14 protein-coding genes and 1 other RNA gene are annotated in these 11218 nt (G+C 53.5%); 7 read left to right on the top strand and 8 right to left on the bottom strand.

All coding sequences use genetic code 11. The annotated features are described in order from the left end of the window. Positions 1–26 precede the first annotated feature (26 nt). Positions 27–863 carry a Nif3-like dinuclear metal center hexameric protein gene (locus tag AArcSt2_RS11865; RefSeq protein ID WP_250584879.1) on the bottom strand — a complete coding sequence of 279 codons (837 nt, stop codon included), beginning with the start codon at positions 861–863 and terminating at the stop codon, positions 27–29. Between the two features lie 116 nt (positions 864–979). On the opposite strand from AArcSt2_RS11865, the gene AArcSt2_RS11870 reads away from it, so the two are divergent. Both AArcSt2_RS11870 and AArcSt2_RS11875 read left to right on the top strand, forming a co-directional pair. After that, complete coding sequence (locus tag AArcSt2_RS11870; RefSeq protein WP_250584881.1) at positions 980–2068, top strand: NADH:flavin oxidoreductase/NADH oxidase; 1089 nt, start codon at positions 980–982, stop codon at positions 2066–2068. 55 nt (positions 2069–2123) lie between these two features. Then, the gene (locus AArcSt2_RS11875; protein ID WP_250584883.1) at positions 2124–2915 is read left to right on the top strand and encodes a DUF7547 family protein; all 792 of its coding nucleotides are present in this window, start codon (positions 2124–2126) and stop codon (positions 2913–2915) included. Between the two features lie 21 nt (positions 2916–2936). Here AArcSt2_RS11875 and AArcSt2_RS11880 read toward each other — a convergent pair whose 3' ends face one another. Together AArcSt2_RS11880 and AArcSt2_RS11885 are read right to left on the bottom strand one after the other, a co-directional pair. Then, complete coding sequence (locus AArcSt2_RS11880; RefSeq protein ID WP_250584885.1) at positions 2937–3311, bottom strand: Zn-ribbon domain-containing OB-fold protein; 375 nt, start codon at positions 3309–3311, stop codon at positions 2937–2939. 1 nt (position 3312) lies between these two features. After that, positions 3313–4464 (bottom strand): thiolase family protein, encoded by a 1152-nt coding sequence (locus AArcSt2_RS11885; RefSeq protein ID WP_250584887.1) that lies wholly within the window; start codon positions 4462–4464, stop codon positions 3313–3315. Between the two features lie 88 nt (positions 4465–4552). Here AArcSt2_RS11885 and AArcSt2_RS11890 point away from each other — a divergent pair, with 88 nt between their 5' ends. The 3 genes from AArcSt2_RS11890 (at position 4553) to AArcSt2_RS11900 (ending at position 5721) form a co-directional block, all read left to right on the top strand. Beyond that, complete coding sequence (locus tag AArcSt2_RS11890) at positions 4553–4966, top strand: DUF7548 family protein (protein WP_250584889.1); 414 nt, start codon at positions 4553–4555, stop codon at positions 4964–4966. 73 nt (positions 4967–5039) lie between these two features. After that, positions 5040–5353, top strand: an RNA gene (gene ffs, locus AArcSt2_RS11895) — signal recognition particle sRNA. 92 nt (positions 5354–5445) lie between these two features. Then, positions 5446–5721: a DUF7111 family protein gene (locus AArcSt2_RS11900; protein WP_174653415.1), complete on the top strand. Its 276-nt coding sequence runs from the start codon at positions 5446–5448 to the stop codon at positions 5719–5721. 11 nt (positions 5722–5732) lie between these two features. Here AArcSt2_RS11900 and AArcSt2_RS11905 read toward each other — a convergent pair whose 3' ends face one another. Next, on the bottom strand, positions 5733–6446 hold the full coding sequence (locus tag AArcSt2_RS11905) for a protein sorting system archaetidylserine synthase (RefSeq protein WP_250584891.1): 714 nt from the start codon (positions 6444–6446) through the stop codon (positions 5733–5735). A 113-nt stretch (positions 6447–6559) separates the two neighbouring features. On the opposite strand from AArcSt2_RS11905, the gene AArcSt2_RS11910 reads away from it, so the two are divergent. Further along, positions 6560–6973: a cupredoxin domain-containing protein gene (locus tag AArcSt2_RS11910; protein WP_250584893.1), complete on the top strand. Its 414-nt coding sequence runs from the start codon at positions 6560–6562 to the stop codon at positions 6971–6973. A gap of 71 nt (positions 6974–7044) precedes the next feature. Further along, positions 7045–8409 (top strand): hypothetical protein, encoded by a 1365-nt coding sequence (locus tag AArcSt2_RS11915; protein ID WP_250584895.1) that lies wholly within the window; start codon positions 7045–7047, stop codon positions 8407–8409. A gap of 24 nt (positions 8410–8433) precedes the next feature. Here the strand turns inward: AArcSt2_RS11915 and AArcSt2_RS11920 are convergent, their stop codons facing one another. The 4 genes from AArcSt2_RS11920 to AArcSt2_RS11935 all read right to left on the bottom strand — a co-directional run bounded on the left by AArcSt2_RS11920 (position 8434) and on the right by AArcSt2_RS11935 (position 11097). Continuing rightward, on the bottom strand, positions 8434–9078 hold the full coding sequence (locus AArcSt2_RS11920; RefSeq protein WP_174653419.1) for a 30S ribosomal protein S3ae: 645 nt from the start codon (positions 9076–9078) through the stop codon (positions 8434–8436). 14 nt (positions 9079–9092) lie between these two features. Further along, entirely contained in the window at positions 9093–9353 is a 261-nt protein-coding gene (locus AArcSt2_RS11925) for a KEOPS complex subunit Pcc1 (protein ID WP_174653420.1), read from the bottom strand. Beyond that, complete coding sequence (locus AArcSt2_RS11930) at positions 9350–10561, bottom strand: exonuclease RecJ (RefSeq protein ID WP_250584897.1); 1212 nt, start codon at positions 10559–10561, stop codon at positions 9350–9352. The genes AArcSt2_RS11925 and AArcSt2_RS11930 overlap by 4 nt, the downstream gene beginning before the upstream one ends. Before the next feature lie 71 nt (positions 10562–10632). After that, the gene (locus AArcSt2_RS11935; RefSeq protein ID WP_174653422.1) at positions 10633–11097 is read right to left on the bottom strand and encodes a 30S ribosomal protein S15; all 465 of its coding nucleotides are present in this window, start codon (positions 11095–11097) and stop codon (positions 10633–10635) included. Positions 11098–11218 lie beyond the last annotated feature (121 nt).

The following is an 11218-nucleotide window of genomic DNA, read 5'->3' on the forward strand; positions in this document are numbered from 1 at the left end:
TGGTTGCCCTAATCCAATACGCTCTTTCAGCGGCCGATCGTACATCCCGAAATTGGCGTACACTCGACCCCATGTGCTTCCAACGTATCAATGAGAACGTTGAGTCCGATCGCGTCACTTGCAATGTGGCCGGTAATGACGAGATTCTTTCCTGAATCTTGAAATTCCTCTCGAAGCGTTTGTGTGTCACCGGGTCCGATATGGATGTAGACGACCGTATCAACGCCGTGCTCAAAATACGCCCGAGCAACATCTGCGCCACCGTTTGTGCCTGCGGCGTGATGGACTGCAACCGTTCCAAGCTCGTTCTCAGCGTCACCAAGACGAGTCTTGATTTCTGTCTGTGCATCCTGGAACTCGTCAAACTCAGCGTAGAATGCATCAACAAGATCTCCAACACTCGCATCATCAGCAAGCGAATCAGCCACCTCATCCATCATCCGGCGGCCGATCTCATCAGGCGCGAGGTGGATGTTCATATATGGTTGTCCAAGCAGCTCTGCAATGCTTGGATCATGTCTGAAGTTCATCGAATGTGCTGCGTGATCCATTCGATCGATAAGCCCCTTTGCAGCCGCCGATGCCACGTCTTCTGGCACCCCGTGAGCGGTCATGAACGAGATCTGTTTTTCTAACACTGCAGTAAACTCCAATCGTGCGCGATCGCCAGTCGGATGATGTGCAAGTGCAAGATCATAGCCCTCTTGTGCGGCAAGTTGGATCTCTGGACTCTCAAGATCAATTCCAACCAGTGCCGTTTCGATATCCTCTCCCGGAACATAGATTGTACTATCTCCCGGGATCGTGTCCCAATCAACTAGTTCTAAACTAAGATCCATTATTTCGGTCGTCGAAAGTCCCATACCGCTATTTTTGTCTGCATTGGTCAGTAGCCACCGAAACCGGCAACCCGGACTAGTCATCGGCAATCAAGACCGCAGTCCCTAGCCGTATTACGCTCGGATACCTAGGTTTGCTGATGACAGAGACGCTTTTCGATCCGCTGACAATCCGATCGACAGAGATTCCGAATCGGATTATGGTCTCACCAATGTGTCAGTACTCCTCGGTTGATGGGCTGGCTGATGACTGGCACAACGTTCATTTAGGCAGTCGGGCAGTTGGTGGTGCAGGTATTGTCATGGCTGAAGCAACAGCAGTCACCCCTGACGGTCGAATCTCTCCACAAGATCTCGGTATCTGGAGTGATGAGCATGCTGATGCGCTTGCGCCAATCACACAATTTATTCGGTCACAAGGAAGTATGCCGGCGATCCAACTCGCACACGCTGGCCGAAAAGCAGGCACATACCGCCCGTGGGAGGAGCACTCCGGTCCCGTGCCTCTCGACACAGGCGGATGGGTCCCCGTTGCTCCGAGTGATGTCCCATACCCGTATGAGGGCGACGATCGTGGTGTGAGGAAACTCTCGATCGACGACATTGAGCAGATCATTGCGGACTTCAGAGCCGCAGCGGTCCGTGCAAAGCACGCTGGGTTTGAAATCGCAGAGGTCCACGCAGCCCACGGCTACCTCCTCCATGAGTTCCTGTCACCGATCTCGAACACACGAGACGATGATTACGGTGGCACTTTTGAAAACCGCGCCCGGATCGTGCTCGAAATTACGGAGGCAGTTCGAGAGGTGTGGGACGATGATAAGCCAGTGTTTGTCCGCATCTCTGCAACGGATTGGATCGACGACCGTCCATCATGGGACCTTCAACAGTCGATCAAGCTGGCGCCGCTTCTGCAAGCGGCCGGTGCAGATCTGATTGATGTGAGTTCTGGTGGGATTCACCCTGATCAAGCAATTACAAACACTGGCCCAGGCTATCAGGTCAGCTTTGCGGAGGCAATTAGAAACGAGACCGACGTTCCCGTTGGTGCAGTTGGGGGGATCACGGATGCAACACATGCAGATGCGGTCATCAGAAACGAACGAGCAGATCTCGCAATTGTTGGACGGGAACATCTCCGCGATCCGTACTTTGCACTCCACGCTGCGTCTGAGCTTGGTGTTGACGTTGAGTGGCCGCCACAGTATCGTCGGGCAAAGCCACGCTAACCCGAATCGCAGAGAGTCACGAACCCTTAACCCGCAGACGGTCTAATTAGTAGGTATGCCTTCCCGCTCGCCCCGTGACGATGCTCTCGACGATCGGCTATCGGAGTTAGAAGAGACGCTTGCAGAGCTTCGCCGTGAACTCAAATCGGATATTCGCCGACAGCCACCACGGCCACCGAGCCTTGGTGAGTTGCTTCGGTTCACCGAACAGTATACGATTCCGACGCTGATTGCGATGCTTGAGGCGACGATCCGATCGCTTGAGTTGCTCCAACGAACCCTCAGACTTGCCGATCCTGGTCGTGCAGCACGCGAAGAGGGCGGCGCTGCTCGGCGTGAGTTCGATCGCGTCCGTGGCGAAGCAAGCGGACAGCTAGCTGAAAGCCTCTCTGAGCTTCGACGTGCACTATCAGAGGCCGATCTCCCAGAAAATCCAGAGTCACGTGCTCTGATTTCCGATGCTCGTACCCTCACCGAAGAGATCGAAGATCGGCTCCGGGATGCCGAACGTGATGTTCGTCGTGAACTCGATCGTGAGAACCGGATCAACCGCGAGAAGTCCGACACGGATACGCAATCCGATCGGCTATCACACCGACGAGATCGGGGGATCATGATTGATGTGAATGACGAAACGGACGGGTCGGAGTCTGGTGATACCAAATCAAAGCCAGAGCAAGAGCCAAAATCTGAATCAGAATCAGACCCAGAAGTCGATGTCGACTCTGAGCTAGAATCGATCAAGGCTGACTTACAAAAAGATGAGACGGGTACCGATTCTGCCTCTAACAACGAGAATGATGAAGACGAGGACGACGACCTGGACGGAGACGCGACTAAAAACTAAGCAGTAAACGTCTCTATAGCGCTACTCGATCGGCTCAAACCGATACCCATCCCACGACTGACTCGCTGGCTCTCTGATTCCTGCGCCGGGTTCTCGTAGCTCTTCTGCGTACACCGGCTGTACTGTCTGTCCAATTTCCACATTACCGGTTGTCACCTGTCCAAGCGCACGGACGGGTTCTCCATCAACGTCGAACTCGACGATTGCAATGTGGTTTGGTTCGCGTACTCCCGGTGGCGTTGCATACGATGTTGTCCACGTAATAACCGTTGCAGTGTACTCGCTGAGGTCAACTGTTGACACTGGTTCACTTCCGTCGGGTCCGCGCGGATGTGCTGGATACGTAATACTTCCATCTGCATACACTGCGGCCTCGAATGGCGGCTGTTCGCTCATCTTAGTTCGCCTCCATAATCGTTGTCGTCACACAGTTTCCGAATCCACCAACGTTACACGCAAGCCCCACATTCGCATCGACCTGTCGTGGTCCTGCATTTCCGGTAAGCTGCTGATAGATCTCATATACCTGCGCGACACCGCTTGCACCCAGTGGATGCCCTTTTGATTTGAGTCCGCCCGACGTATTGATCGGAAGTTCGCCATCCCGATCGGTTACACCGTCCTCAATGGCTTTCCATCCCTTCCCCTTCTCGAAGAAGCCAAGATCCTCCGACTGGAGGAACTCAAGAATGGTGAACATATCGTGCAGTTCTGCGACATCGATATCATCTGGATCCATGTCAGCCATCTCGTAGGCGATTTCACTCGAATCGACAACACCACCCATTGTTGTTGGATCAGCACGCTCGTGAACAACGTGTGTGTCGGTTGCGCCGCCGATCCCTTCGATCGTCACGTAGCTGTCGGTGTACTCTTTTGCGACTGATTCAGGGCAGAGCAACAGTGCGGCCGATCCATCTGTGATTGGGCAGAAATCATACAACCGCAGCGGATCCGCAACTACTGGTGACTCCATAACCGTCTCGAGATCGACCTCCTTTTGAAACTGTGCATGTGGGTTGTCAACGCCATTTTTGTGGTTCTTCACCGCAACTTTTCCGAGACTCTCCCGTGGTGCATCATACGTGTCAAGATAGAGCCGAGCGGTCAGTCCTGCAAACGATGGCAGTGTTACTCCTTGTTTATATTCAACCGGATGTGTGAGCGACGCGATGACGTCAGTTGCCTCTGCAGTCGATCGGTGCGTCATCTTTTCGCCACCGACAAGCATCGTCATCTCCGATGCACCCGACGCAATCGACTGCCATGCGGCGTAGACACCAGCACCGCCTGATGAGCTTGTTTGGTCGATTCGCGCGGTGTATGCCGGGAGTGCTGCAAGATCATGTGCAAGCGCATTTGGAATGCCGGTTTGGCCTTCAAATTCGCCGCTTGCCATATTCGATACGTACAGATGATCGAGTGCCTCCGCTTTGACGCCCGAATTCTCGAGACATGCGGCCCCTGCCTCCGCGAGTAGCTCGCGGACCCAAGCGTCGCGCTGCCCGAACTGGGTCATTGCTGCGCCAATAATCGCAACGCGTTCCATAGCGAACGAGTGCGTGCAATACCCTTACCGGTTTCCTTTCATGACGGGCTCTCGGTTCTTTTATCAGCAAACCCGACTACTATCAGATATGGAACTCGATCGTGTTGCACCGTATCTTGGTGCAGTCGCCTGTCTTGTCTTCGCAGCGGTCCTTTCAGCACCGTATCTTATCGTTGACGGGCTCGCAGCGCCGATCGGAGAGTATTACGCCGCAGGACCGCTTGGCATTGCCGGAGGGGTCTTTTTGTCCGTCCTTGGGGTTGTGATCTTTCTATCGGGTGAACGTGGTCGAGCAGATTCGGATCTCGTTGCGGGAATCATGGTTGTTGTCGGTGTTGCGTTATTCGCAATGACTACGCTGTGGGCCGTTTGGATTCCTGATTCCGTGCTGTTTAGTTTCCCACAAGAGTACTCTTGGATCGAGTACCACCCGTGGGTCAGTGTTGCGCTCTCATTTATTATTGCGACTATTGGCGCAGTGTACGCGTGGGCTGTTTTATAAACATAACCGATTTTTGTGAGATACAAGCGTGGTTCCGAGTCGAAAGGCCCTTATGTCGGTCGGTTGTATCTGAAACTGGACTAGGTCGGGCAGTTAGGCCCTGCTCATCACCCGCCATAGAGTCTTTAGCGGGGACCAAACGCTGAAGGCGTCCAGTCAGACCGACTCGGGCCCCAACAGCCAACGTAGAAACCTCGTCCGACGGGGACAGCGGTTCAGCGTCCTCGCTCGCAGGAGCGATCGATGCTGTCTCGTCGGCGATACCGGGTCAGGCACGGAAGTGAGCAGCCCATCGCCGGACGTGCGTCGCTCGTTGGGTCGCGGGGTGGAGGAGGCAACTGGGATTCCCCGTGTCTGGAACGCTAGGCAATTTCAGCCCGTCCACATTCATATCGTATATAATATCTCTCTTGTACGAGAGACATCAATCGAGAACAGAAACCGGTAGATACGACTGTCTGCACATCGTATCAATAGCCATGGTAGAGACGCAGTTAGAGTCGAATGGAATCACTGCAACATACGAAGAGGCCAATGGAGAACGAGTACTTGTGTTCACAGGATCGGGCGGTTCGGCTGCGATCGCACAAAATATTGACGGCTATGCGATGCTCAAAGTCCGTCCAACTGTCGATGGCGATGAGCTAGAGCGCTACTACGGATTCGATATGGCACTCGACCACGCTGCAGAACTCCTCGCTGTGTCAGTGCATGAACTACCGATTCCAGAGGCAGCAGATGATATGGGGATGTAGCCTGCGAATTCCTATGATCGTTTCCGAAGCGGCCCCCAATCAAGCCCATCGCGCCAGTAGTAGATCGGCGACAGCGTGAGATACGCTAAGGCGAGAATCAACAGCGCAACCGCAAAGTTTCGTCCTACGTCTCCCGGAAGCAAGATTGCGAGTGCTTGGACGACACCCATTACAAGCGCATCCTGTGCATGCAGATCGGGATAGGTAATCGTCGAGACCATAAGTAGTGAGAGAAGCGCTGTGAGTCCGATCAAATACCATGGCTCGGTATATCCCGACAGGACGCTTGCGGCTAATATTGTTGCTGCAAGGGTCGTTTGTGCACCTTGTGTTTCCTTGACATCCGTATCATACGCGGTGTAGAGTCCAAGTCGAGCCACTGCCATTGCAACGAACACGGCTGCCACACCAAGGCCGATTGCGACCATTCCCAACTCGGTCTCTACTGACCAGGTCTCAAACGTAACTGCTGCAATCAATACCGCAGGTGCAACGCCAAACGATGCAACATCTGCAAGTGAATCCAGGTATGGGCCAGCGGGTGTTCCTCCACGACGCCGAGCAATGACGCCATCCAGCCCATCAGCGATCGCACCCAACAAAATCAATCGGGCAGCAAGCCCTGTATCAATGATCGCAACTGCGGCTGCGAGAAACCCAAGTGCTGCGTTGGCGATCGTCACTGCATCAGCCAAACCAAGCAGTCCAACGAATCTGGGTTTCATAATTCGGTGCATGAAGAGGGCGGATTTACGTGTTGTTATCTCCGGTGCTTGGATGAGTCTCAATTTATGAGAGAAACCGCGGCCCCTAAATTGCTGACGCACCAACCATCAATATGGACCGCCGACGCTTCCTCCACTGCACTGGAGCAGCAGCGACGCTTTCTCTTACAGGCTGTGTCACACTGTTTGACGATGGTGAGTATGATATTGGAATGACTGCTGATGCATTCACTCCGGAAACCTATACTATCGAGGTTGGTGACACGGTAACGTGGGAGAATACGAGCACACGAGCGCACACTGTGACTGCTTACGATGAACTCATTCCAGAAGACGCGGAGTTTTTTGCGACTGGTGGATACGAAAATGAACAAACCGCCAGAGAAGAGTGGGCAGATAGAGGTGGTGGCGGCATCGACAATGGAGAACAATTTGCACACACGTTTGCGGTTCCTGGAAACTACGGCTATGTGTGTATACCACACGAACAGGGCGGGATGATCGGGACGATCGTTGTCGAAGAATAGTTTACCAGTAAGATTTACTTTCCACCTCGAAATCTCGCCATAACAATACCGTCGCTTACCCTCTCGCTCATGTGTCTCATAAATTCACCCGAAGAGCAGCGTTGAAAGCCGTTGCTGGAGGTGCTCTTGGGACCGCGCTTGCTGGCTGTGCAACAATCAGGTCACAGAACCCATTCGCTACTGATGAGTACCCGACCCCACAAACCGTGGCTGACCCGCTGAGCAATCGTCCACAGTTTCGATACAAAGAGTCAACGACAGAGCTTACACGGGTTGATCTCCGTGGACATGGTATCGATCAGACGGGAGAAACATCGGTCGCGGATGTCATTGAATCTGCAGCACGAGAGGACCGCCTGCTTGAACTACCACCAGGTGAGTATATGCTTGATCGAACCGTCGTGTTGGAAGATTTTCAGCGGTTAGGGATTCGCGGAAATGACGCAACGATCCGGCCTGCAACGGGAACAAACGAATACCTGTTTATGGCTGAATCGCCAGATTCGAATGCAGAGTTTTGGTTTGAGGATCTAACGTTCGACCTTTCAGAGTCCGGTACCGGTGGTCGTGCACTACAGGCTCGAGTCGATTCACAGCTTTTTATAAAAAACGTCAATGTCATTGGCACGTTAGACAGTGGCCCAAACGTCGTCAGACTTGATGTGACGGACGCTGATGGGCATGCGAGCATTGACCAGCTCCGACTTCCTGATGGCGCACTCCCGGAAACCAACATTTCGGGTTGTTACGTTGGTAACACCAACGAGGGAGACCTACACTTTCGAGAGTGTGTTATCTCCGGATTCCCAGACAACGGGTTGTATGCAGATCCACCAGATGGCTCTATTACCGTTGATGGTGGGTATTTCTCAAATAACGGGATCTCGAATATTCGTGTAAACGGTGGCTCGCTTGTCCGAGGAGCCCATGTTCGATGTGACCAACCACGACCGGGCACCAATAATATGCGGGGAATCCGCCTCACAGATTACGACGCTCAGTCGGAGACAGAGCCTGCGGTCGTTGATGGCTGTCGCGTTGAAATGTATGATATTACACACAGTGATGGAGCGATTGAACTCTCCTCACAGCTCTGGAATGCGATCATTCGAAACACCCACATAACTGTTGATGTGGATGACCTAAACGCGATCCGCGTAAAACCGCCTCGTGGTGCGTTGTTCCCGACTGCAACAACGGAAAGTCTAGTCTGTGAAAACGTAGTTATCGACGGAAGTGCAGCAGGCGGCGCAGCTGTTTTAGTGGCTGATCGTGATAACACCACATTTGACAATATTAGTATCTCACAATCGGGTGCAGATCGCCACGGTATCGAATTTCGGCGTTCAGCCGGACACAGCGTTGCAGCGTATCAACACAGCGTTACCGGTGAGTCGCTGCTTCTTGATCAAGCAGAAGTCTCTCACAGCTCGTAAAAAATAGAATATTGGGTGTTGAAGTTACTCGTCGACTGCAACGTCTTCTTCGTCGACGTCGACTGCTGCTTCTTCTTCTGCAGCAACTTCTGCAGGTCGTGCACGAAGGCTCAGCTTCTGCACCTCAACGCGTCGAAGTGGATAGATCGTCTTTGCCTCACCGTAGATCGCCGATGAGAGGCGACCTTCGATGATACTGTCAACAAGCTCTTCGAACGTCCGCTCTGAGCCCGTCTCTTTGACGAGGTCGATCATGACACGGCGAATTGCAGCCTCTTGACTTCGATCTGCCTTTTTGGTTGTGAATGCGACTGGCTGGATCTGAACACGGTAGTCGTCTTTCGTAAGGACTGTGATGCTTGCATCAATCTTGGATGCCCCACGTCGGACCAGACTCCGAAGGTAGTCTCGGGTCAGTTCGTGTTGAATGAACTCAGTGTATGCTGAGTCGCTGCCAACATCCGTAATCTTGAATGTTAGTTTGGTATTGTTCGCGCCGGCGTCTTGTTTAATTTCGCCAAGCGTGGTCTCGATCGTACGACCGATGATCTGTTCTGGTTCTTCTGCGACGGTCTCACCAAGCTCTGCGCGGTCGAACTGCTCGGGCGCGAGTACGGTGTACCATCGTTTTCCTCCTCGTTTCTGTCGTGATACTGATCGTTCACTCATAATTGTAGTCTAAGCTAATCTGATTGGTTTGTAGTTGGTCGGCTGTGCTGTGTACATGACGTAGCTACTGACACGGCGACACCAAGATTGACGAGATAATCGTCAACGGTCGCTTGTAGTCCTCCAGTCGTCTCTCGAGCAATCGTGGTCTCAACCTGCGATCCCGAAACAGCGGTCTGCATCTCATCGGTATTATCAGGAGCAATTGCTGCACGGATAACCGATGGCTGCGTATGCGTTGTTGATATCGTTGCCGTTCGAGTATTCTCACTCATTTGAGCACCTCTCGAACTGCGGCAATGAGTTGACTCTCTAGCTTGTCTTCAGTGCCGTTTTCGATCGCAATCTGTGCACGCTGTGTTGTCCCTGTGGTTTCGGCATCGAACTCCGAGCCAACAGTTTCCATTGCGTGAATTGCAGACTGTTGCGTTGTGATTCGAAGTGCTCCGTAGTGTGTGTCATCGATTGGTGCTGTTCCGAGCACTAACACTGCTGGCTCCTTCGATCGTGTGGTAGCAACTATCCGAGCAACGGTCGACAACACTGACGCTCGATCGACCGTTGTCCGTACAACGACAAGCCCATCGTAGCGGCCTGTTTGCGCCGATCGAATTGCGTTGTGTGCTGCTTTTGACTCCGATCGCCAACAATCGAGAGCTGCCGTTTTAAGCGGCTCATATTCCGGTGAAAGCGCATACGCGAGTGCAATTCCAGGGTGTGCTGTCGAAACGGTTTCAAGCACATCTGCAAGCCCTTCGACGGTTGCAAGCGGCCCATTTGGTGTTTCGTACGGGCGCAACACCTGTCCGATCGCGTTTGCGGCGGTCTCCGCATGTTCGCCACCTGTTGCTGCGATCGCAACACGGCTTGCAAGCCGTGTCCGTGCAGCATCATCAAGCTCTGCGGGAAGCGCGAGCTTCGAAAGCAACGCACTCGCTGCTGGTGGCTCTCCAGAGAAATCTGCGTGAAACAGCGTTGAATGTGCAAGTCCATCAGCAAGGTCGTGTGTGGCGCGACCAACTCCTGGTCGCTGGACAACACGCCGGTGCTGAACTGCCGCATCTACTAATGGGCCACTTCCGCTCTCACCTGGTGTAACTCCGGCCGCAACGACACCAGCCAGTGCAATCACTGGATTTGGCTCAATTCCTAACTCACGAACCAGCGCCGCACTTGCGACGCTCGCCGGTCGATCGCTCCCAACAGTTGGAAGCACATGCTGTTGCTGAGTTTCCGATTGTGGGGTACCGATCGACACAATAATGTCGTCGGTCGAAGGGTCACTCTCGGTCGATCCGGTTGTCACCCGTGCGTGATATGGAATTGACCGTGTTTCAAGTCCCGCAACAAGCACGCTCGCCGCGGCGATCGCATCACCTGTTGGTGCTGTCCGAAGGTGGACAAACTCGGCCGTGTCGATCGCGTTCGCTGTGACACCAAGGGCGTCAGGGGCAGCGTTGGGCGGTGCGTGTGCGTCGGACATTGCGTTGTAATTTAATTTACTGGATTGTGATACCGCGTAGTGTTGTGTCTTGTGTCAGGTAGTCACGACGCTTATTCAAGCAGTTTGACTGCTGCGTCGTAGGTGTACTTGAACTCCTCATCGAGTTCGTCGCCACGGTAGTAGTTTACGAGGCGGCGAATCTTTGACTCGGTGTTCTGGAGTGCGCGTTTGTTCTGGTAGTCCTGACCGTTCTCGTCAGCGTGGTTACGGAGTCGAACTGCGCGCTCCATAAGCTTGTAGAGGTCTTCCGGAATCTCCGGTTTTGCATCGTTCTCTTCGAGAATCTCGGTGACTTTTTTGCCAGTTGCGAGTTTGACGTTCGGAACTGGAACACCTTTGACGCCTTCGTCGCGGAGCGTGAGGCCGATGACGCTCGGGTCGTGGCCTTGCTCTGCGAGTTCAACAACGCGTGCTTCAATTTCGTCTGCGTCTACGTCACTCCACTCCGGGGGTTCGTCTGCCACCGGCCGGTCCGAACCGGACGAGCCACGGCGGCGGGTATGCATTCGTGCCATTGTTTGAAATTGGAACGGCACAGGCCGCAAAAACGACATGACCGACTCCCGAGGCTCACGATCGAACTACGATCGATCAGCTCACGGGGTACCGGCGCACTATCGCAATCCCAAGCCCAAC

The organism is Natronocalculus amylovorans (assembly GCF_023638035.1).
In the GTDB taxonomy this organism is placed as follows: domain Archaea; phylum Halobacteriota; class Halobacteria; order Halobacteriales; family Haloferacaceae; genus Natronocalculus; species Natronocalculus amylovorans.

Bases quoted from the DNA above. Each gene is read 5' to 3' on its own strand.
- AArcSt2_RS11905 (WP_250584891.1), bottom strand. From the start codon at position 6,446: ATGAAACCCAGATTCGTTGGACTGCTTGGTTTGGCTGATGCAGTGACG.
- AArcSt2_RS11865 (WP_250584879.1), bottom strand. From the start codon at position 863: ATGGGACTTTCGACGACCGAAATAATGGATCTTAGTTTAGAACTAGTT.
- AArcSt2_RS11910 (WP_250584893.1), top strand. From the start codon at position 6,560: ATGGACCGCCGACGCTTCCTCCACTGCACTGGAGCAGCAGCGACGCTT.
- AArcSt2_RS11880 (WP_250584885.1), bottom strand. From the start codon at position 3,311: ATGAGCGAACAGCCGCCATTCGAGGCCGCAGTGTATGCAGATGGAAGT.
- AArcSt2_RS11920 (WP_174653419.1), bottom strand. From the start codon at position 9,078: ATGAGTGAACGATCAGTATCACGACAGAAACGAGGAGGAAAACGATGG.
- AArcSt2_RS11885 (WP_250584887.1), bottom strand. From the start codon at position 4,464: ATGGAACGCGTTGCGATTATTGGCGCAGCAATGACCCAGTTCGGGCAG.
- AArcSt2_RS11935 (WP_174653422.1), bottom strand. From the start codon at position 11,097: ATGGCACGAATGCATACCCGCCGCCGTGGCTCGTCCGGTTCGGACCGG.
- AArcSt2_RS11925 (WP_174653420.1), bottom strand. From the start codon at position 9,353: ATGAGTGAGAATACTCGAACGGCAACGATATCAACAACGCATACGCAG.
- AArcSt2_RS11890 (WP_250584889.1), top strand. From the start codon at position 4,553: ATGGAACTCGATCGTGTTGCACCGTATCTTGGTGCAGTCGCCTGTCTT.
- AArcSt2_RS11875 (WP_250584883.1), top strand. From the start codon at position 2,124: ATGCCTTCCCGCTCGCCCCGTGACGATGCTCTCGACGATCGGCTATCG.
- AArcSt2_RS11900 (WP_174653415.1), top strand. From the start codon at position 5,446: ATGGTAGAGACGCAGTTAGAGTCGAATGGAATCACTGCAACATACGAA.
- AArcSt2_RS11930 (WP_250584897.1), bottom strand. From the start codon at position 10,561: ATGTCCGACGCACACGCACCGCCCAACGCTGCCCCTGACGCCCTTGGT.
- AArcSt2_RS11870 (WP_250584881.1), top strand. From the start codon at position 980: ATGACAGAGACGCTTTTCGATCCGCTGACAATCCGATCGACAGAGATT.